Origin of the sequence: Alteromonas genovensis, from assembly GCF_010500895.1 — a bacterium.
In the GTDB taxonomy this organism is placed as follows: domain Bacteria; phylum Pseudomonadota; class Gammaproteobacteria; order Enterobacterales; family Alteromonadaceae; genus Alteromonas; species Alteromonas genovensis.
The window spans coordinates 466,882-489,414 of sequence record NZ_JAAAWO010000002.1 but is presented as its reverse complement, the minus strand read 5'-3'; the positions used below and the strand labels follow the sequence as shown (position 1 = coordinate 489,414).

The window sequence follows — 22,533 nt, the reverse complement described above, 5'->3', positions numbered from 1 at the left end:
AGTCAACGTGGGCGCTGCTATCACTGTGTATAAAGCTACAACACTGTGATGACAGCATGATTACGTCTACTTAAATTATATAGCTCACCACGTGAACTTTTTGTAAATATTTTTTTAAAATAGAGACACCACTGAGTAATATCAAGCGCTTGCCATCAGATATTTTTAAGGTTTACCGCAAGCCTAATGTGATATCACTAATATAAAAATTACCGGTGTAAATTTTATCGTTCATGCCGTGAGGCTCTAAAGCAAAAAACTGCTTCTCTTCATCATCTAACGCCTGATAACCACCAATCACTTGGTAAAGCCATACTTCAGGGTCGAACTCTAAGTCTAGTTCTTCATAGTAATCTAAGGCTGTCTTTGCTTGCCCAGAGTCAATAACATCACAAAAATAAGCTTCAACGGCTTTTTGCAAAGGCTCTTTTTCAAGAGATAGCGTAGCTTGTTCGGTAACATCAATGTCCGCAGGCTTACCGTCATCTTGCGTTCCGCGTTTTTTGTGGATATGGGTAAGCGTTGCTACCATATTTTGGTAATCACTCTCATGCTCCACGTTATTTACGTCTGCAGACGCATGAGAAATAGTGGCTGCGCTGTTATTAAATAACACAGGTACATTGGTAAGATTTGCGTAATTGCCTGGCGCGAAATCGGGCTGTTGCTCCATATGCAATAAAAAGCCTTTAAGAAGCCGGGTTCGGCCTTGAAATTCTCTAAATCGGCCCAGTAAATCAAGAAGTCGTGCCTGCACAACCGAGAGCTCTTGGGCGGCTTTGGAAAAACGCTGCTGTAGCGATACCACCAGCAGATGTCTTAGCTCACGATTTGAACCCGCAATCTCACTCAACTCATCAAATCGAAAACATTCAAGTTGGGCAAGTAAGTCGGTAACTTGTTGTTGTGCTAACTCATTCTCTCGAATTTTTGCGTCTACTGAAGATACGTAGCCAAACTCATTATTAATTCGACTGAACATCACCCTTACACTATTACTCAGCGTTTCCGATAGCTGATAAACATGTTCTGTTAGATCGCTCATGTGCGCGGCGGCTTCGTTGAACTTATTGTAATGCAGTGCTTCTTTATAGTGTTCAGTAAGCGTTTTTAAACTCGCCAGTGATGCCCCAACGTTGGCATTTATCGTACGGTTTCTTTCATCTTGCAAACTGCCCTCTAAAAGAGTGCGTACCGCACTTTTTAAACGCAGTTCACTTTGCGCTTCTGGGCGCCAAAGCACGCCGAGTTGAACAAGTTGCTCAAGCACTTTGCTGCTGTGATCACGCTCTTTTACAGAGCCGTTGATATACGCTTTCATAATTAGGTCGCTGTGGCGACCTAATGCGTTGAGCAACTTAGTTCCGGCTTGAAGTAATACCTGGCTCATATCAGGTTACCTTGAGATACCGCAGCCTCCGCTTGCTCAGACAGGCTCAATGCTTCAGTTTCATCAATAAAGCGTAAAGTTTCATAAAGGTGTTCTATTTTGCCGGTTCCCAAATAAATTTGCTTATCTGGGTTTGGCTTAATTAAATAGCCTAGCTCAGTGAGGCGCTTAAACACCTGCTTAAGCTGGCCGTCCACGTTAACGCTGGTAGAGCCAAACATTCGGTAACGAGATATCTTCTCTAATTGCTCGCCGTAGGCGGGCGTATCTTCAATGCTACCTTGCAATTCATTAAGTCGAATAGCGCTGCCCATAGTAATGGGCATATCAGATTCATTGGCCTGCTGAACTAGTAACAGCCACTCGATGAGAGGCACTAGGTTAGACGCCGTATCTTGGAACTGCTGCGTAAGCACTTTGCGCTCTTGCTCACCAATGGTGGAATAGCTGGCAAAGAACACTTCGCCTTCTGCTGTGGTTGAGAGAGTGCGATTGAGCAGCGTTAAATGCGGTTCTAGCTTTGCCGCGTTGTCACGACTTTTAAGAAAGCGCCATGCTTCCTCATCAGTAACTTGGCAAATAAAAGCCCCTTGCAACAATGCGCTTAACACGCGACCTTGTTCTGTCATCATAACGACGGCTCCTGTGTTACTGCATCACTGTGCTTTTTGGCTTTTATACGCGCTGCTATGCTGCTCGCTTTGGGTTGAACCACTTGTAACTGGCGTGTCACTTTGTCGATAAGGTATCGGTTCTCAAACAGCGTGAGTACTTCTGACTCTGGATTAGGGAATGCGCCCACTACGCTGATATTGTTATTCTGACACGCATCAAATATCTTTTTCACGTTGCTTTGGTGCAGCGTACCGAGCTCATCAATAGGCCAATGAACAGTTGCACCCGCGTCTTGACGCAATAAACGAGTAAATGCCAATAAGAACTTACATAAAATTAGGTAAGCCATTCCGTGACTGGACGACTCATTTAGCTGGCGGTCGGTTCGAATAACCAGGTCGCTATTTCCTTCCCGCAAATGCAGCTCAATATCGAGTAATTTGCTGATACCGCCGGTAAGTGCGGCTCGCCCCAGAATATCAAGGACTCTGCGCATGCTTTGGCCATACTCTTCCTCAGGCAGTTCATTGGCCCCTTCTTCCATCCAGAATTCATAATGCTTTCTGAATTGTTCAAGCTCTGGCCAAAACTCAAGCTCACTGATACGAGAACGGATTTTAACGGCGGAGTCTGACACGCCATCGAGGAACAGCTCGCCGTCCACCTCTTGGGTAATTCGACGGCTTTGAGATACGATGCGCTTATCGATATCTGCCAATACAAAGTAGTACTGAGATAAATCGGCACCAAATATTCTGCCCTGCTCTCTGAGTCCTTGAAGCTTTTGAGGCACTATAACGTTAAGCAGTTGCGATAAATGAGACACCATACGTCGATGGTCAAAACTTTTGACGCCATGGGCGTTAATCGTGGCGCACTCTTCTCTTGCCCGCTCCCACGTGTCAGAGAGCCCTGTGCCGGCCTGCGCCGCAATAAGCTGATCAAATCGTTCCACATAGGCGCGAATATCACTGAGTAAATTGTCACGCTCTTGCAGCTGACTTTGCACTTCTGATATGCGCTGGCCAATACTCACTTCGTCATGCTTTATCTCGGCGGTATCGCCACTAGCTTGCAGCGTGAGCTTAGCCAACGACTTGCTCAAGTTTTTAACTTGCTCTAGGTGCTCGGTGGTAGTTTTAAGTGTGCTTTCTAGCTGTGCGTGCTGCTCTTTTAACTGCTCTCTTTTCGTTTTATATGCACTTTGCTTGCTCGCAAGGCTGCGTTCAGACTCACCTAATGATTTGCGCGCCTTAGACAACCCTTCTTGCCACACCACTTTTTGTTTAGTGAATACATTGGTATACCAGCGCTCGTAGTCTGCGACTTTGTGACGGTGTGTTTCTGTGCGCGCAATATCTTCTTTTAACTGATTGATCAGCTTTTTAAGCTGGCCAATTTCGTCAACATCAACACCTCGATTATTCAATTCACTCTCTAACCAATGCTGCATATCTTTGCGATCTTGAGCTGCGCTCTCTCTCGCTTTACGCATGTCGCTGTCTAGTTGAGATAATCGAGCGTCTGTATCTGAAATAAGCTGCTGCCAATGAAACTTATGTTCCGTCTCAGCTTCTCTTTGCTGATCGTTAATTTCGTCTCTGCTTTGTTCGTATTGCGCTTTTACTTGTTTTTGGCTTTGTTTATTAGCCTCAAGCTTTGCTTTCGCTTTCTGCTTTCTCTCTGACAAGGTTTGCTGGTACTCACTAAGCACCGTATCTCTGTCTTGTTGAGCACGCTTTCGGCTAGCTTCGGCACTTTTAACCACATTGTCTTTTTGTGTAAGTGATAACTCTGTGTTGCGCACATCTTCGTTGGCCTTGGCCAATCGCTGCTCACATTCGTTTTGCACTGCCAATGCAGCTGCTTGGCGAATTTCAGCATCTTTAAGCTGCTGTTTTAATGCTTGTTCTGTAGAAGCATAATCCGGCGTATCTAGCTCATTTAACGCTAACTTCACTCCCATGAATGTATCGGCTTGTTCTTCCATGTGGGGCGCTAAATCAGTGCGCTCCAACAATTCTGGTCGAATCACTTTACCTAAGGATACTTCCCAGTCGTCCACATTCGCTCTTAAAAATTCGAGCAAAGACCCTTCGCCGGGATACAGCAAGCCATTAATTTTATTAACCGACTTTTCTTCCTGCTGAAACGAAGCTCGAGCTTTATCTAGTGCTTGAGAGCAGGTTTTACGATATTCACAGGCTTTCGAGTGTGTTTGCTGGGACTGGCGAAGCTCTGCTCGTGCAGTATCTTCATTAATCGACGCTTCTTTAATTGCTGCATCTAAAATATCCAGCTGAGATTGTTCAAACTCGTTATACCCAGCATTACTCAGGGACGCTTTTAATTCTGCTTCATATACTTTGAGTTCGTTAACATTGCTTGAAAAGTCACTCTTTAGCGTATTTAACTGCTCGCTGTAATCGTTGCTAATTTTCGCCAGCGCCTCACGCTCATTTTGCTGTTGTAAAGACTTGTGCTCTGCGGCTTCTTGTCTCGCAAGAGAGAGTTCATCTAGAGTAGCGGAGAGATTTTCACCGAGTTCGGCCAGCCGCTTGTTGTAGGCCGACTCTATGTCTTGATGCTTTTCAGTAAGCAGTGCATAGCGGCTTACACTCAACTCTTTCTTGCTATACCACTGAGGTAAATTACCTACATCTTCTTTAAGTTGCTCGATGTTCTCTTCTTGCCACTTATCAAATTCGCCTTCGACATTTTCAAGCTCAATCGTATATTTTTCCACGTCAGCACGTGCAGATGATATGACTTGGTTGAGGTGGTCGCGATTATCGCCCCATTCACTGTCAGTTTGCTTGCGTTGAAAGTTATTTTCATCGAGTTCGTTTTTCGTGGTTTCTACGCGAGCAGATAGATACGTTTTATCCAGCTCAAAGGTATGCTTAAGCGTTGCCAGCTGAAGTTCGGTGTTGCTTAAGGCCATGTCCGCTTGTTCTAGTCTCGAAAACTCTGGCCTTATTTTATCGAACTGCTTAATAAGGTGGCACTCTTTGATCCAATCATCTACGCGGTTGCGGCTTAATCCTGAGGTGGGTGGTGTGACGCCATCTTCTTCTAATATGGCTGCGATCATTGCTTTGATCGTTTCCATTTTTCCTTCTTTAGAATGCACCGCTTTAGCGAGTTTTTCGATATGACGCATGTGCTTAGATGACTCGCACAAACTAAATAGTTTGGCGTAGCCGAGTACTTCTCGTGCCGTATTACTTTGATTTAGCACGCCATGGTCGTTTTGGATAATTGCGCGGAAGTCTTTAGTGTTAAGTAAACTTGTTACTATAACGTTGTTGCGCTTCATCGCTCGCGCTAATTCAGCGCTGCTGACACTCGCGTGTTTGCCACTTTTTTGTTCAATCAGATAGTCACTTATCTCAAAGGGCTTACCGATGAGACGATAGTTCACTCCAGTGCCATTTGAGCTCAACACCGCTTGGCATAAATCCCCGTCTGCACGGGCGTATTCGTAAATAATAAAACTAGAAAGGCGAGGCAGGTACCAGCGCTCAAAGCTGTCTCGTGTCGCAGGGACAACGCGACTTGGATACTCACCGTAAAAAACGGGAATAAGTCGTTGAAGCGTTGTTTTACCTGACGCATTGGTACCACAAATATTTGTGTGTCCATCAAGCTTGAGTTCAACGACACCCGGAAGATGCGTGTCGATAAGAATAATTCGTTTTAAGCCTGCCATAGAATTCCTGTTTCAGTTTTAAGTAAAAAACCTCAATAATTGGCCATTATTGAGGTTTTGTATTTCATCAAACGCGTTAGCCGTTATCTTGGTGGAAATCCGCCTGGACCACCGCCAAAACCGCCTGGCCCTCCCGGACCACCAAAACCACCACCTGGTGGTGTCATGCCTTTCATTTGACGCATCATCTTCTTCATACCACCGCCTGACATTTTTTTCATCATCTTTTGCATTTGCGTGAATTGCTTCAACAGGCGATTTACGTCTTGGATTTGCGTTCCAGAGCCAGTCGCTATTCTGCGCTTTCTAGAGCCTTTGATAATGTCAGGACGAGCGCGTTCCGCGGGTGTCATTGAGTTAATGATGGCTTCCATTTGATTGAACTGCTTATCATTAGCCTGATCTTTAATCTTCTCTGACATGCCACCCATGCCAGGAAGCTTATCAAGCATTCCCATCATTCCGCCCATGTTCTTCATCTGCTCAAGCTGATCTTTAAAGTCAGCTAGGTCGAAGCCCTTCCCTTTCTGAACTTTTTTCGCGAGCTTTTCTGCTTTACTCTTATCAACCTTGCGCTCTACTTCCTCGATTAAGCTAAGTACGTCACCCATACCTAAAATACGAGACGCTATACGCTCAGGATGGAACGGCTCTAAGGCATCAACCTTTTCACCCATACCAATAAATTTGATTGGCTTGCCGGTAATATGGCGAACAGACAGCGCAGCACCGCCTCGCGCATCACCGTCAGCCTTGGTTAAAATAACGCCGGTAAGCGGCAAGGCATCGTTGAATGCTTTAGCCGTGTTAGCAGCATCCTGACCGGTCATCGCATCGACAACGAACAGGGTTTCGATGGGCTTTACAGAGCTATGCAGTTCTTGTATTTCGCTCATCATGTCATTGTCGACGTGCAGTCGACCGGCAGTATCCACTAAAAGCACATCGTAAAAGCCTTTCTTGGCTTCATCAATTGCGCTTTCCACGATATCAATTGGCTTTTGAAGAATGCTCGACTGGTGGAAACCTACATTCACTTCGTTCGCTAGCATTTCGAGCTGCTTTATCGCCGCAGGGCGATAAACGTCGGCACTCACTACCATCACTTTTTTCTTTTCACGCTCGGTGAGGTATTTAGCTAATTTACCCACTGAAGTGGTTTTACCAGCACCTTGCAAACCAGCCATTAAAATAACGGCGGGAGGCTGGGTGGCTAAGTTCAGCTTTTCATTCGCTTCCCCCATAACAGCTTCAAGTTCAGATTGTACAATCTTAATAAACACCTGACCGGGCTTGAGGCTTTTACTTACCTCGGTACCGACGGCTCTTTCTTTTACTTGAGCAACAAAAGATTTCACTACCGGCAGAGCCACATCTGCTTCTAATAGCGCCATGCGCACTTCGCGCAATGTCTCTTTAATATTGTCTTCTGTAAGACGCCCCTTGCCACTTACATTCCGTAATGTCTGGCCTAGGCGTTCAGATAAATTCTCAAACATAGTATGAAACTTCTTTTGATTTCAGACGCAATGTCCGTATTGTATCGTAAAAGGCACAGCGAACGTACCCGCAAATGCGTTAAAATTTACGCCTTGTTTTTGCTGTATTATTTGAGCGTCTGACCTTTGCAAAAATTGACATCAAAGGTCAACACGCCCTGGCCACTCGCCGCTATTTTATTACTCAATAAGTGGTATTGAAGCAAACAAAATCAAGGAGGTGGTTGAATTTAGCCTAAAGTTGCAGTATCAATAGCGACTTATTCGGTGACGATTCACCCACGTATCACAGGAAGTATAATGAATACGCTTTTCGCCATTTCCGCTGCGCTACTCTATACCTTGGCCGCAGCCGTTTTAATTGGCAAATTTGTACACCACGAAGGCCCTAATAAACACCTTGCCCTTTCTTTGGCCAGCTTAGGTGCAATCGCTCACATCGCTTTTCTTATCAGCGTGATCATTATTGCCCCCGGCCAGAACATGAGCGTAACTAACGTGCTGTCTTTGGTATCTTGGATCATCACCGTTTCAATGCTGCTTTTTGCTCGCTCCATTCCCAACCTCATTTTGTTACCCGTAGTATTTGGGTTTGCAGCGCTTGCTGTGCTGTCTGCTACTTTTGTTCCCGTTTCCTACATCATGCATATTGAATTACAGCCGGGTTTAGTCGTGCATATAAGCTTATCCTTATTCGCCTATTGCACCCTTGTCATTGCGTTTTTATACGCGCTTCAAATGTCTTACATCACCTACCGACTCAAGCAAAAGGGCGCTGCCTTATTACACTCTTCACTCCCTCCCCTTATGTTAGTGGAGAATATTTTATTCAAGTTATTGCTTGCCGGGACATCACTTCTTACCGTATCACTGCTTAGCGGATTTGTTTTTTTAGAGGATATGTTTAGCAAGACTTATGCTCACAAAACCGTGTTATCCGCCGCAGCCCTCGTTGTGTTCTTAGTACTTGTGATTGGACAAAAGTTACGAGGATGGCGTGGAAGACAAGTCATTTTAATGACAATTACTGGCGTGATATTGCTCACTCTTGCATACTTTGGCAGCAAGCTCGTGCGAGAGTTCTTGCTGTAAGCTAGTATCGGGAATACCATTGCGCGGTAATTTTACGAGCGGATTGAAGCCAATAATACTTTATTGCCCTTTTTTAGCTTGAAACCCAGCCTTCAACTTATTACATTTGAAGACCAGCATTAGATAGGAAGCCACCTTTTTGGACGACATATCAACGAGTACGCTGTTTATTGCGCTCGGCGTACTCATATTATTATCTGCATATTTTTCTAGCTCAGAAACTGGGATGATGTCGATAAATCGCTATCGACTCAAGCACCTTCAAAGCGAAGGCAACCGAGCGGCGATGCGAGTACAAAAACTACTCGACAGGCCAGACCGACTCATTGGACTTATTCTTATCGGCAATAACCTGGTGAATATTGCGGCGTCTTCTTTGGCCACGGTTTTATGCATTCGCTTGTTTGGAGACTACTGGGGTATTTTGGCAGCAACGTTTGGTTTAACCCTTATACTGCTCATATTTGCAGAAGTCACACCAAAGACCCTCGCTGCGCTCTACCCTGAAAAAATCGCTTTCCCTAGTTCGTTAATTCTTTTGCCATTACTTACCGTTTTGTACCCTTTTGTTGCAGCCATCAATGGCATCACAAATGGCATTCTAGCCATACTTCGAATAAGCCCTGCGAATGGTAATGATGACTCACTAAGCAGAGAAGAACTGCGTACCGTGGTGTTTGAAGCAGGTACAATGATACCGAAAAAACACCAAGATATGTTGGTGAGCATACTCGACCTTGAAAGTGTGACCGCCGAAGACATTATGGTGCCAAGAGCTGAAATATTTGCGATTGATATCAATGATGATTGGAAAAAAATTCAAAAGGCACTCACGCATGCGCAGCATACTCGCGTACTGCTATATCGCGATAGTGTGGATGATGCAGTAGGCTTTGTGCACGTGCGAGATGCCCTTCGATTGCTGTCTAAAGATCAGTTCACTAAATCGAGCTTGCTGCGCGCTGTGCGCGAAATTTATTTCACCCCAGAGTCAACGCCACTGCACACCCTAATGTATAAGTTTCAAGCGGAAAAGGAGCGCATTGCCTTAGTCGTTGATGAATACGGCGATATTATGGGCTTAGTCACGCTCGAAGATATTCTTGAGGAAATTATTGGCGATTTCACTACCAGCATGGTGCCCGATCACAGCAAGGAAGCTCATGTACAGCAGGATGGGTCGGTGTTGGTAGATGGCAGTGCCAACGTTCGCGAATTGAACAAAGAGATGAATTGGAACCTGCCTATTGAAGGCCCTAAAACGTTGAACGGATTGTTGTTAGAATACTTAGAAGAAATACCGGAAAACAAAGTGAGCGTCAGGCTTGCCGGTTATCCATTGGAAATTGTAGACATTACAGAAAACATGATTAAAACCGTGCGTGTAATGCCGGAATTTTATAGCGCTGAGAAAAACAACACCTCTATCTAGGGCATCACGCCCTAGTTACTCACATCTCTGCTCATTCTGGTCGGCTCACTCTGGTCAGGGAAGCGCGGGTCTGAGAAAGTGCTGGCCAATATTTGATTCAATGCGCTTTGAACACAAATCATTGTTTAGGCAAAAATTCCTTTAATCATTAATCTTCAAATAAGCAGCCTATCAATAAAGCGCCCCTAATCGGAAAGCTTTTCATCGGCGATTTTTTCTTGCACTAATCGCTGGGCTCTTTTTTCAAGGGCTTTTGCTTTCGCTGCTGCAACTTTGTCTGACAATACAGACAACTTTGCAATAATATCCTGCGTCTCCTCATCTTCACGCAGATCAGCCTCAGCCATATGCGACTGAAGCGAACGCTTGAGGAGCTCAGGAATAGACTTACTATCCATTTCCCAACCCTTCGATAATATACACACTGACACTCTCAAGAAAGTTATCGGCGGTAACGCAATTAACTTAACTAATCGTCAAAGAAAATATAGCGCCTTGATCTAAGGCTATGTGGGCAAGAGGAATTAGTGCGAATTAAAAGCCTTGATAGTGAGTTACCAGACTGCCTTTCATGCTGCTCAGTGAGTATTTGACCACCGCGATAGACGCTGTGGCAAAGAGACTAGTAGTGTATGAGCTGCAAACCTCATCCACTAGATAACTCACAAGGGGCATGTGACTTACAATCAAGAGCTTTTTGATGGGACGTTTAGCATTAACCGAAGCGTGTATTCTAGCGCTGATATAGTCGCTAACCAGCTTTGGTGAGCCTTCTGGGGTGATATCTTCATTAATCTCTAGCTTGTCGCTACTGATAGTCGAAGACACTTTTTCATAAGTTTGCCTAGTGCGCCTGTAAGGGCTCACTAACGCTAAATCTACAGTACCATCGATGCAGTAGTGCTGCGCTAACCAAAGCGCTGCAGACTTTGACTGTTGTTGCCCTACTTCCGTGAGTTGGCGACTTTTATCATCTAACCGAGGTGATTCGGCCTCTCCATGACGCATAATAAAGATATAAATGTCATCGTTGCTACTTTGACCTGACATAACATTGCGCATAGTATTAGTGAAGATACCTTAAAGATATCAGAGACATGATAATACGACTAGCGCTAACCGTTGAATAATGGTTATTTTAATCATCTATTAGTATTGCTATGTATATTTAAATCCTTTCTCCAGAAGTTGGGAGTTAAACAACGCACTGAGATGACATGAAAAACACAATCAAGTTTGAGAATGCTCATCACATAACGCTGCCAAATGGACTGCGCGTTATGGCATGCCATACTCCCGATGCTGAAGAGGCACACGTATCAATTGCGGTGCGCTCTGGACATTTTTACGACCCACATGATTGCCAGGGACTTGCGCACCTACTTGAACACATGTTGTTTATGGGCAGCCGACACTTTCCAAAACCTAATGCCATTAACGACTTTATTGAGCAGCAAGGCGGCACCCTCAATGCGTGGACAGGCACTGAATACGCCAACTACCATTACAGTTGTCATGCAGGCTCTCTTGCCCAAACGCTTCCCGGTTTTGCCGACATACTGCGCCAACCATTATTTGAAGAGTTGTCTATTAGCAATGAAGTTAAAAACATTCACGCTGAGTTTGAGTTCAAGAAAAAGGATGATTTAAGACGTCTCTATCAAATTCACAAAGAGACCTGCAACCCACAGCACCCATTTTCAAAGTTTTCAGTGGGCAACAGCGATACGTTTTCAAAACATACCGCGGGCGAACTTAAGCAACGTCTTAAGGCAATGCACAATGAGCGCTATTGCGGCAACAATTTGTGTCTATGCATAGCCAGCCCTATGCCGATAGACCAAATTAACGCATTGATACACCAATGTTTTGGTAGCTTTACTGCAGGTGAGCTCGCTGACGACCAATGGCCTCCCCTTTATCGTGAGAGTGAATTAGGCATTCAAATTAATATTCAACCTTTGCAGTCGGCAAAGCGAATGATTGTGACCTTTGCGCTTCCACCGTTGCAAAACGATTATGAATGTAAGCCGCTTAACTACATAAGCCACTTAATTGGCGATGAAGGTGAAGGTAGCCTCTTAGCGTTTTTAAAAGAGCGTGACTGGGCGTTAAACCTCATTGCTGGAGCAGGGATTGAGGGCGATGGGTTTAAAGACTTCAATGTTAGCTTTCAGCTTACTAACGAAGGGCTAATCAATAAATATAAGGTGCTACAAGCCTTATTTAGTTATATAGAATTGATTAAGCAGGCGTCGAGTGAGCAATGGCGATATCAAGAAAAAGCGCAACTTGATGCGCTAGCATTAGAGTATGAAGAAAATATAAAGCCATTGAACCTGATTACTGAATACGCCCAGCATCAGTTTGTTTTTTCACCTAAAGAGCTCAACAAACTGAGGTCTACAATAGGCAGCTTTGACCATAGCGTCATACTCAATGCATTGTCTCATCTTAAACCGGCAAATCTTCGCTTAAAAGTAATTTCTAAAGACGTACCGGCAGATAAAACGTGTGCATTCTACGAAGCAAAGTATAGCGTTGAAGACATACCTCTAGAAGTAATAGCGTCATTAAATTCGCCTTCGTTAATAGACGAACTCGAGCTTCCGCCCCCAAATCCTTACCTAGGCAATGAGTACCAACTCGTGCTTCCAGAGTCTGGCTTTCACATTCCTAATAAACTTATTGATAAACAAGGCTATCAGTTTTGGTTTGCGCAAGACCAGCAGTTTCATAGTCCCAAAGGAGATATTTATATCTCTTTTGACGCCACAAGCTTTTCTGAATCTCTTACGGCAGTTGCCGCCAAGCGAATTTGGTTAGGAGCGCTTAACGATCACTTACAAGCAAAGTATTACCGTGCTGAAATTGCGGGGCTACATTATCGTATTTACGGTCATCAAGCGGGATTTACGCTTCACACCCGAGGCTTTACCAATCAACAGCCCCTACTCGCCAGTCAATTGATGGACGCAGTGATTAATTTTATACCTGATGAGCGGGCGTTCTCGCACCACAAATATTTACAGGAACAAGCACTTCATAACTCATTGCTCAACAAGCCTACTAACCGCCTGTTTTCGAGGTTGAGCGTGCTTATTCAGCGCAATACACAAGCGCCAATTGAGCTTTTAGACGTAATGTCTGACACTAGCTATGACGATATGCTCTTGGCCAGAAAAAGTGCATTTGAGCATTTTTTTGCTGAAGCCTTTATGCATGGTAACTGGACTAGCAACGAAGCAGAACAGTTTGCGACATCGACTTATCACTTATGCAAGCATTCACAGGGTAGCCCACTGTCTCGAGCCGTTTCAAAGCTTCCGGTTGGTGACACCCTTTACCATCAAGTTTCCTGTAAACACGATGACGGTGCAGTTGTTTTATACTTACAAGCTCCTTCAGCAAGCTTATCTGACACTGCCCTCTGTATGGTGTTGGAGCAAATGCTGGCAGCTCCATTTTTCAACTCATTGCGCACTGAACAACAGCTTGGTTACATCGTGGGTACAGGTTACGTACCGCACAATCAGCACCCTGGCATTGCCTTTTATATTCAAAGCCCTGAAAAAGGCCCAAAACCTCTGCTTGAAGCGATGACCACTTTTCTATATCAACAGCTACATGAAATAGAGTTCTATCGATTTTATTGGCCCACTATTCAAGAAAACCTTTTAAAGCAGCTTGAAGAACGGGACCTGACCTTGTCGATGAAGTCGCAAAGGCTATGGGTAAGCCTTGGCACACAGGACTTGGAATTCAACAGAAACCTAAAATTAGCAGAGTGTGTAAAGAAACTCTCGTTTGAACATATACAAGGCTTTGCCGACCAACTCGCGAAAAGAGAGCGTTGTGGCGAAATAGTACTCTACTCAGACGGCAAATTTGACCCAATGCCAACCTGTGAAAAACGCACAATAAACAGCATTGCCGAATTTAAACAGAAAATTCCATATCATTGATAAACAATTCTTTATTCTTGCCGATACACAACTATCCAAACCTCTTAAGCTGGCTAATAAGTAAGCCGTTGTTTTCGCTTTTATAAAAAGTCCTTGTGGAGAGTGCCTTAATTCGGCATATTTATTCCTCTAGTTGTTAGGGATGCGACTAGGACGCTGTAAAAACAAAACATAAAAAATAAAAACAATCGGCGCAAGCCAAAGGTGTTTAGGTGCGTTCAACCCTATTAAAAACTGTATCCGTTTTCTTGTTGCTGCTTTCAGGGTTATGCTCTTCTGTAGATGCGATAGAAGTATCCGATCTTAAATTTACTGAACTGAATAAGCGCCAAGGCTTATCAGATACTACCGTTCTTGATATCGTTGAAGACGACATAGGCTTTATATGGATAGCGACTTCTAACGGCCTTAATCGTTACTCAGGCTACGAAGTTAAGCAGTACCACCCTTCAGATATCGACGCAAATTCAATTCCATCAGGTTTTATCCAAACATTATTTTTAGACTCAGACGGCATGCTTTGGCTAGGAACGAATAATGGCTTAGCAAAATACAAACCTGACACCGATAACTTCGAAGTGTTTAATAGAGACAACTCTATAATCAAATCCAATTCAATTACCGCAATTAGCGAATCAAAGTCTGGCAAAATTTTGTTCGCTGACGAAAAGTTCCTGTATCAATTTGATAAGATCCAGAACAATATTACTTCCGCAAAGCAAATTTTTGATGAACAAACCTTTGTAAAAGTGATAATGGATGAGCCCAACCGAACCTGGATTGGATCAAATGAATTGGGTGCAAAAATTCTCGATAAGGATACAGGAGAATTGTCGAGTTTAAACAAAGTAAATCCTTGGGGAATTACCCTTGATTCGGCTGCGTTACACGACATAAAGATTATCAACGGTAATTACTGGCTAGCAACCAAAGAAGGCATAAAGATTGTCAATGCCCGCGGTAAAACAGTATTAATTAAAAACGGTGCTGACTTAGGTTTTGATGGCGACCTCAATGTTTTAAATATTACGATAAACGAGAGCGACATTTGGATGGGCACTACCTCTGGACTCTTTGTTTTAAGCGGTGCAGCTAAACAAGAAGTATCACCATCTACAGAATTTCAATCGCTTCATTTGAATTCGGACAACTTTGAATCGACGGGTTTTCCGGCAGCAGTAATTATTCGTGTAATGGTAGACCGGACTGGAGTAGTATGGGCAGGTACCTTTCGTCAGGGGGCATTCAGATATCATCCCGAATACGCAAGTGTCCACTACCAGCCAGTGTATAACTCCTCACAACAAACAGAAGATAACTTCGCGACAGTTTGGGCTCTGGCAGAAAATAATAAAGACGAGCTTCTTCTCGCAACGCAGGAACGGGGACTCGCGAAGTTTGATAAGGCGTCTGGTAAAGTCAATTATTTAACCCATTCCAATGGCGATAATGCTCAATCAAATTACTGGGACTTAGCGATTGATTCCCAAGGATACTATTGGGTTGCATCGTCAGATGGATTAGCAGCGTATAAAGAAGACGACGGTACTATTACCAAGCAGGCGCATTTGTTCAAAGGCGATATTATTGATCACATTCATTATCACGATGACACAATATGGGTTTGGCATGAAAAGTTAGCTACACTTTATATTGATACGGGGGCTCTAAAGAATCCAAATAAAGAACTATCACCAACTAAATTATCCATTGATGGGCTTCCTACTACCCTCATACCTATTTTTACAGATAGTTTAAAACGTCTATGGCTCCGAAATGAACAAGGAGTCACCATCGTATCGCCGTTTTCTAAGGAAGTCATAGGGCAAATTTCTCAGGACGACGGTCTAAACTCTCAAGTTTATTCTATTTACGAGAGCTCTGAAGCATTTTGGTTAACCACTCGTTCTGACGGCGTTCTTATGGTTGATAAAAGTTCTTTCGAGATTGTAAAACGACAAACCAGAAACGATAGAAATGGTTATATTATTTCCTCTATTGGAGTTGGACGCAGTATTTGGTATGCCGATGCCGCTGGCGTGCACCAAATTGCTCTGCCTTCGCTAACTCAAGAGTCCCTCATTCCCAATTCTGAGTTAGAATACAACAGTTTAGGAGAGTCTTCAGTATTTGTAGCCAGAGATAACTCTATCTATTTCGGCGGTATCAGAGGTTACAACAAAATATCAAAGCAACGAGACAATGTGAATAAAACTGGCCAAAGCACGTTGACGCCTCAACTAGGCCAATTATCTGTATTTGGCTCAGTGAAAGCCAATGAGCAGCGAGGCACTGAATATCCTCAAGCCTATGCTAACAGCCAAGACGTACATTACAGTGAACAGGTTCGATTAGCGCACGACGAAACGCGCTTCAGCCTCTCTTTTGCATTAGTAAATCCAGTTTATCCTTCTCAGGTGTCTTATCGATACCGTCTGAATAATTTAGATTCAAACTGGATTTATATTGATGATGGGCGAGTTGCTCAGTTCAATAATATTAGCTTTGGCAACTACACTTTTGAAGTTCAGGCGAAAGAACCAGGAAAGCAGTGGTCTGAAAGTCGCAGTTTAGATATTAAAATTGAACGCCCGCCATGGCTTCACGCAGTAGCCCTTGTATTTTACGCCTTAGTCATTGTGGTAATTTTTGCTTTTCTGGTAAGACAATTTCAAATTCGAAAAGCCAATCAGCTAGCGATAAAAGAGTCTGAAGAACGATTAAAGTTAACGCTGTGGAGTTCAGGGGATGAGTTGTGGGACTGGGATGTTTACCGAGGTCAAGTGTATCGGGCAAATACCTGGGGCACCCTAGACTTCCCCCAAGACGATATACGAACCACAGGCGCCTTTGATGCCAACATACATCCTAACGATCTTAAACGCGTTAAAGACTCACTGAGAGAGCACTTAGAAGGGAAAAGCGACTTCTACGAACTTGCCTACAGAGCGAAAACGTTTAAAAATCAGTGGATTTGGATACTCGATAGAGGGAAGGTTGTAGAAAGAGATCACAATCAACAGCCAATTCGCATGACGGGTACGCTAAAGAATATTCATCACCTTAAGGAAGCTGAAGAGCAATTAAATTTATTTAAGCGCTCCATTGAAAACATCTCTGAAGGGGTGTTTATTTCAAACACTAAATTTAAATTTATTAGCGTTAACAATGCCTACTGTGGCTATACCGGTGAAACTAGAGATCAAGCGCTAGCCAGCTATATGCATTTTCATCTATACCCTGATGCCTTTACAGAAGAAATTAAGAAAACCTTAAAAAGCAAAGGCAACTGGAGTGGCGAGGTAGAGAGCGTGCGCGTTAACGGCGAACGTTTTGAGATTGAGCTTAATATAGATGCCGTACACGATGAAGACGGTAAAATTAGCCATTTCGTGGGTGTTTTTAGTGATATTACTTCTCGTAAAAACACCGAGAAAGAACTGCTTAAACTTGCTAACACCGACCCGCTGACTGAATTGCCTAACAGGTCGTTCTTTCAAGCCAGTCACCAAAACTTAGTGCGTAAAGGCGAGCAGCATACGCTTCTTTGTCTGGATATGGATAATTTTAAGAAAATAAATGATTCTCTAGGACATCAAACTGGTGACATTTTAATTAAACAAATAGCTAAACGATTGCAGAGAATTACAGGAAAAACCGCCACCTGTTACCGCCTTGGCGGCGATGAATTTAGTATTCTAATGGAGAGTGATGCTGATATTCACACTGTAACGCATTACGCTCAAAACGTACTAGATACGCTATCACGGCCGTTTATTATCAATAAACAAGAATTTGTACTTGGCGCAAGTATAGGGATCGCTTTCTTTCCTGATGACGGTATGTCCCCCCAAGAAATGCTGAAAAATGCTGATACAGCAATGTATTTTGCAAAAAACAACGGTGGCAACAGCTATCAGTTCTTTAGCGGTGAAATGAATCAAAACGCCGTACGACAACTTCAAATCGAAAATCTAATTAGACAAGGGATCAAAGACGACCTCTTCACCGTGTACTACCAGCCTAAGGTAGATATAACGTCGGGCAGGCTTGTAAGTATGGAAGCTTTAGTGCGGTTTGAGCACCCTCAAAAAGGGATTGTAAGCCCTGGCCAATTCATTCCCCTTGCAGAGCAAACTGGTCAAATTATTGAGATAGGCGAGCAAGTTTTAAGAAAAGCCTGCGCCGATACAAAGCGCTGGGTCAGTCAGGGTTTATTTAGCGGTCGCGTCGCTGTCAACATATCTGCCAAGCAATTTGAATTACCTGACTTGGACGAGCGCATCAACCGGATATTAAGTGACGTAGGGCTATCTCCGCTTCATTTAGAATGCGAGATAACCGAAGGTACGTTAATGGAGAGCCCGGAAAATGGCCTTCAAATGATGACCCGCCTGCGAGAGCGAGGGATTCATTTGGCTCTTGACGATTTTGGTACTGGCTACTCGTCACTTGCGTACCTCAAGCGCTTTCCACTGAACACTCTTAAAATCGATAAAGCGTTTATCGACGATATCGCAAAAAGTAGTGTGGACCGCCATATGGCAGCAGCCATTATTAATATTGCCCACAACCTCGGACTTAAAGTGGTTGCTGAAGGCGTAGAAGAAGAGGCACAGCTTAATATTCTGCGCCGTTACGATTGCGAAATGCTGCAAGGTTTTCTCTACAGTAAACCCCTTAATGCAGAGCGCTTTGAAAAACTACTTACCGAAAACCACCAGCTAAATACCATTCTTGGCAACGCTGACCTACAGTAGTTAACAACCTACCAATCCCAACCTTTGAAAATGCGTTTTATGGCAGGCTAGGCTCTGCCTCCTCCTCACACCCCATTCCGGCAATTTCCCGCCAATTAGGCAAAAGGCTAATAGACTTTGGTATTGAAAATACCGTCAAAAAACCAACAAAAAAATGCAAGCACCTGTTTTTTATACATTTTTAAAATGTGGCACAAGTTTAGCAATGGTATAAACGTCGGTAAGAGCTGACAATAAAAATTCAAATCGACTTTGTTTGTTCGTTTTAAAAAATTAAAAAATCAGAGGAAAAGACATGTTAAAAGAGTACGCTGTTGCACTAGTACTATCTACCGCTACCCCAGTTGCAGCTGACAAGCAAGACGGCGCCAAACAGGCTCCTGAGACTAAAAAAGAAGTAGCGACAGAAAGTTATGTTCCAAAGCCTCGCACTGGTAACAATGGCCGTGGTTTAGGCTGGTAATGCGCACTGACACAGATTCTAAAAAGAGAGCCTCGGCTCTCTTTTTTTATGCTTAGCTTTTACCGAATCACTCGACCTCTATTCGCCCTCTATTCGCCCTCGAATCTCCCCATCACCACACATTCCACTGGCACCTTTTGCAGCGTTAGGTCAAAGCGTCCTGTAAGCGCTTATGCGGCAACAAAGAGGTTGTTGTAGCCTACAGCGTTGCGCCAATGAATATGACGCGAAATAGAGAACATGGGAAGCACTGCAGGGCCTAGGAGTAAACCTGCCGCAGCCCAGCGTCTGGCATTCATACCCCACTTAAACGCCTCTACATAAAAATAGGCGCTAAATATCATGCATACTAGAACAAGTGACAACACTCTACATCTCCACAATTTCGAAGGGTTTTGATTAAACCATATCAAGTAATCATTGCCTGTTTATTCAAACGGTAACATCATTCACTTTGAACATTGTATCGCCATAAAAATGATCGCCACCAAAATGGTTGCAGTAATAAAGGTCTCTGTTAAGTGAGGCGTCATTTTTTTGACATCAGTATTATCTTTATAATATGAAGGCTCGCCTTGAATAATATACCGATAGTAACTAAAGAAAACGGGGTGATTCTAACCATAAATGCTCAATAAACCAGCACAAATTACAGTTACATGAACGAAAATCGACGAACGACCAGTATTTAACATATCAGCAACCTAATGGTTACGAAAAAACACCTTTTAGCGTTGATTATTAACAACAAACTCTTTGCACTGAAATAGCGGTAAATCAATTCTAGGCTAACGGTCAGTTAATAAATTATATCGAATCCACTACTCTTCTTGAAATCATCGTGAGTAAATAAGTTTTAAACTTTAAAATTTAAAAACGGCTCTAGGTCGTTTTAACCTATTTATTAAACAAATAAAGAGGCGGGAAATGCAAGAGCTAACAATTCATGAATTAGACAATATTTCTGGTGGCATCGGACCAATATTAACGGCCATGCTGTTCACTGCCGGTTACATAGGAGCCCTCCAGGTTTCTGCTGACTTCGGCGCGGGTTTAGGGGCAGGTTTATACGATGCAACTCATTAAAGACGTTAGTAAGCTTTGTCGATTTGGCCAAGGGTTGATCGTTGTGAATATTGTGTACTGCTGGCTGATGGTAATGTATTTCGCAGCGGCTAAGGGTGAGTATGTATTCACATCGAAGTATTTTTTTGCCGCAGCATTATTAACCCTGCTTTATTTTAAGGTTCAAACTTACTTGAAGTAGCTAAGGGCATTTTTGCAAAGCCGGTGGTGCTTTAGCAACTTGCTGTGGGTTCAACTTAGGTCTCTGACTAGAAGCCCTTATTTAAAAAAGCTCTTACTTAAAAAAAGACAAAAAAAACGGGGCATTTATTAAATGCCCCGTTTTTATATCATACTTCACTAGATGTTAGTAAAACGACTTATCGCTTTCCGCCATCTTCACCAGTACATCAGCTGGCGCGAACTTATCACCAACAGCGGTAGAGTAATGATTTAGCCTAGCTACAACATGCTTTATGCCAAGCGTGTCCATGTATCGGAACGGACCACCCAAAAACGGCGGGAATCCAATACCGAATATAGCACCAATATCACCGTCACGGGCATTGCGAATAACACCTTCATCTAAACAGCGAGCAGCCTCGTTCAGCATCATCAGAACGCAGCGCTCTGCCACTTCTTTCTCGCTAAGCTTACTTGACGGTGATAGCCCTAATAATTCATAAATGCTTTCATCGACTTCTTTACCAGGCTTCTTACCTTCGTAATCGTAAAATCCTTTCTTGTTTTTCTTACCTTTACGTCCATCAGACAACACTTTGTCAAATGCAGAAGGCGCGGTGAAACGCTCACCAAACGCTTCCACTAAAAATGGAATAATCTTGGTGCCTACGTCTATACCAACCTCATCAAGTAGCTTGACTGGGCCAACTGGGAACCCAAATTTCACTAAAGACTTGTCAATATGCTCAATTGGCTCGCCATCTAAGATTAAGTTAGCCGCTTCATTCATGTAAGGCGCTAAAATACGATTCACATAAAAGCCTGCGCCGTCTTTAACGACAACCGGCGTCTTACCCTGCTTCTTCGCAAACTCAACCGTAGATGAAATGACATCATCTGAGGTTTTATCATGAGCAATCACTTCCGCCAACGGCATTTTATCTACCGGGGAGAAATAGTGCAGACCAATGACATTTTCTGGACGGGCAGCTTTCTCAGCAATTTGCGTGATAGGAATAGATGACGTATTTGATGCGAAAATTGTTGTTTCTTTACAATTTTCTTCAATGTCAGCCACCATCTTTTGCTTTAAATCAAGATCTTCAAAAACGGCTTCTACAACGATATCAATATCTTTATAACCGCTATAGTCCAGTGTTCCCGTTAGCAAGGCTAATTGCTTCTGCATTTCACTATTGCGAATAAAACGCTTCTTCACCTTTTTATTTAAGATGTCATAGCTGTACTTCATTGCATTAGCAATACCTTCTGCGCGCACGTCTTTAATACGCACAGGCACACCGGCTTTTGTTGATGTAACAAAAGCTATACCGCCGCCCATCAAGCCTCCGCCTAAAACGCCTACTTTCTTCATCTTTGTAGGGCTGACGCCTTCTACACCGTTTTCCTTTTTCATTTCGGTAGTAGCAAAGAATATTTGACGAAGTTGGAATGACTCTGGCGTCATCACCAATTTACCAAATGCTTCAGCTTCTGCCTTTAAACCCGCTTTCATTCCATCATTAATGCCAGTTTCAATAACATCAATAATGTAGCCAGGTGAAGGGTAATTGCCCTTAGTTTTAGCAAATGTGGCTTCACGTGCTTTTTTGAACATCATATTGCGACCAGGACCGGTAGTCTCCAATACTTTGTTCATTAGCCCTTTTTGCGGCGCTTCACGCTCTGGCTTGCGCTTAAGCGCAAATTGCTCAGCCACCTTGAGTAGCACACTTTCAGGCACTACCTCATCAACAATGCCGTACTTCTTAGCTTGTTTCGCTCTAGCTGGCGAACCAGTAAGCATCATTTTCATCGCTTGCTGAATACCGATTAATCGAGGAAGACGCTGCGTTCCGCCACTCCCAGGTAGCAACCCAAGCTGTACTTCAGGCAAACCAACCTGCGTGCTTGGTGCGTCTGTACATACGCGATAGTGACAAGCAAGCGCCAATTCCAAACCGCCGCCTAAGGCAGGCCCGTGGATGGCAGCGACAAATGTTGCCTTCATATTTTCAATTCGGTCGAACACAGCTTGGCCACCAGCAGCAATTGTTGTTGCATCTTCGGCTGTTTTGCATGCTGCAAGCATAGAGATATCGGCGCCAGCAACAAACGAATTACGCTTACCGCTAATGACGACTACGCCTTTGATGCTATTGTCCTGCTCAATATCATCTAGCATTGCGCTAATTTCATCGCCGAACTCGGCTTTTAGCGTGTTCATGCTCTCACCAGGCACATCCATGCTTAGAATAGCAACGCCGTTGTCCTGCTTGGTCAACGTAAACGCACCTGTAGTGGGCGTGGCTGCCTCGTTAGCTTCTGTGTTTTGGCTCATATTTTCCTGACTCATA

Annotated in this window: 14 protein-coding genes; 6 read left to right on the top strand and 8 right to left on the bottom strand. The window is 43.6% G+C overall.

The window, feature by feature from the left end:
* Positions 1 to 172: 172 nt before the first annotated feature.
* From GTQ48_RS04870 to ffh, 4 genes are all read right to left on the bottom strand, one after another.
* Positions 173 to 1,390 carry a phosphoenolpyruvate carboxylase gene (locus GTQ48_RS04870; protein ID WP_163105400.1) on the bottom strand — a complete coding sequence of 406 codons (1,218 nt, stop codon included), beginning with the start codon at positions 1,388 to 1,390 and terminating at the stop codon, positions 173 to 175.
* Positions 1,387 to 2,022 (bottom strand): hypothetical protein, encoded by a 636-nt coding sequence (locus tag GTQ48_RS04865; RefSeq protein WP_163105399.1) that lies wholly within the window; start codon positions 2,020 to 2,022, stop codon positions 1,387 to 1,389. The genes GTQ48_RS04870 and GTQ48_RS04865 overlap by 4 nt, the downstream gene beginning before the upstream one ends.
* Positions 2,019 to 5,717, bottom strand: coding sequence for an ATP-binding protein (locus GTQ48_RS04860; RefSeq protein WP_163105398.1), 3,699 nt, complete (start codon positions 5,715 to 5,717; stop codon positions 2,019 to 2,021). The genes GTQ48_RS04865 and GTQ48_RS04860 overlap by 4 nt, the downstream gene beginning before the upstream one ends.
* Positions 5,718 to 5,800: 83 nt before the next feature.
* Complete coding sequence (gene ffh, locus GTQ48_RS04855) at positions 5,801 to 7,216, bottom strand: signal recognition particle protein (protein WP_163105397.1); 1,416 nt, start codon at positions 7,214 to 7,216, stop codon at positions 5,801 to 5,803.
* Between the two features lie 300 nt (positions 7,217 to 7,516).
* Here ffh and GTQ48_RS04850 point away from each other — a divergent pair, with 300 nt between their 5' ends.
* Together GTQ48_RS04850 and GTQ48_RS04845 are read left to right on the top strand one after the other, a co-directional pair.
* On the top strand, positions 7,517 to 8,308 hold the full coding sequence (locus GTQ48_RS04850; protein WP_163105396.1) for a cytochrome C assembly family protein: 792 nt from the start codon (positions 7,517 to 7,519) through the stop codon (positions 8,306 to 8,308).
* Positions 8,309 to 8,447: 139 nt separating this feature from the next.
* Positions 8,448 to 9,740, top strand: coding sequence for an HlyC/CorC family transporter (locus GTQ48_RS04845; protein WP_032094536.1), 1,293 nt, complete (start codon positions 8,448 to 8,450; stop codon positions 9,738 to 9,740).
* Positions 9,741 to 9,925: 185 nt separating this feature from the next.
* Here the strand turns inward: GTQ48_RS04845 and GTQ48_RS04840 are convergent, their stop codons facing one another.
* Together GTQ48_RS04840 and sixA are read right to left on the bottom strand one after the other, a co-directional pair.
* Complete coding sequence (locus GTQ48_RS04840) at positions 9,926 to 10,138, bottom strand: hypothetical protein (RefSeq protein ID WP_163105395.1); 213 nt, start codon at positions 10,136 to 10,138, stop codon at positions 9,926 to 9,928.
* Between the two features lie 136 nt (positions 10,139 to 10,274).
* Entirely contained in the window at positions 10,275 to 10,802 is a 528-nt protein-coding gene (gene sixA / locus GTQ48_RS04835; RefSeq protein ID WP_163105394.1) for a phosphohistidine phosphatase SixA, read from the bottom strand.
* Between the two features lie 155 nt (positions 10,803 to 10,957).
* Between sixA and GTQ48_RS04830 the strand changes: the two genes are divergently transcribed.
* The 3 genes from GTQ48_RS04830 to GTQ48_RS17510 all read left to right on the top strand — a co-directional run bounded on the left by GTQ48_RS04830 (position 10,958) and on the right by GTQ48_RS17510 (position 18,928).
* Positions 10,958 to 13,705 (top strand): insulinase family protein, encoded by a 2,748-nt coding sequence (locus tag GTQ48_RS04830; RefSeq protein WP_163105393.1) that lies wholly within the window; start codon positions 10,958 to 10,960, stop codon positions 13,703 to 13,705.
* 212 nt (positions 13,706 to 13,917) lie between these two features.
* Positions 13,918 to 18,465 carry an EAL domain-containing protein gene (locus tag GTQ48_RS04825; protein ID WP_163105392.1) on the top strand — a complete coding sequence of 1,516 codons (4,548 nt, stop codon included), beginning with the start codon at positions 13,918 to 13,920 and terminating at the stop codon, positions 18,463 to 18,465.
* Between the two features lie 295 nt (positions 18,466 to 18,760).
* Positions 18,761 to 18,928 (top strand): hypothetical protein, encoded by a 168-nt coding sequence (locus tag GTQ48_RS17510; RefSeq protein ID WP_203565089.1) that lies wholly within the window; start codon positions 18,761 to 18,763, stop codon positions 18,926 to 18,928.
* A gap of 170 nt (positions 18,929 to 19,098) precedes the next feature.
* Here GTQ48_RS17510 and GTQ48_RS04820 read toward each other — a convergent pair whose 3' ends face one another.
* Positions 19,099 to 19,296, bottom strand: coding sequence for a hypothetical protein (locus tag GTQ48_RS04820; protein ID WP_163105391.1), 198 nt, complete (start codon positions 19,294 to 19,296; stop codon positions 19,099 to 19,101).
* Between the two features lie 559 nt (positions 19,297 to 19,855).
* On the opposite strand from GTQ48_RS04820, the gene GTQ48_RS04815 reads away from it, so the two are divergent.
* Positions 19,856 to 20,014 (top strand): class IIb bacteriocin, lactobin A/cerein 7B family, encoded by a 159-nt coding sequence (locus GTQ48_RS04815; protein ID WP_163105390.1) that lies wholly within the window; start codon positions 19,856 to 19,858, stop codon positions 20,012 to 20,014.
* Positions 20,015 to 20,360: 346 nt separating this feature from the next.
* Here the strand turns inward: GTQ48_RS04815 and fadJ are convergent, their stop codons facing one another.
* Entirely contained in the window at positions 20,361 to 22,532 is a 2,172-nt protein-coding gene (gene fadJ, locus GTQ48_RS04810) for a fatty acid oxidation complex subunit alpha FadJ (RefSeq protein ID WP_420837588.1), read from the bottom strand.
* Position 22,533 lies beyond the last annotated feature (1 nt).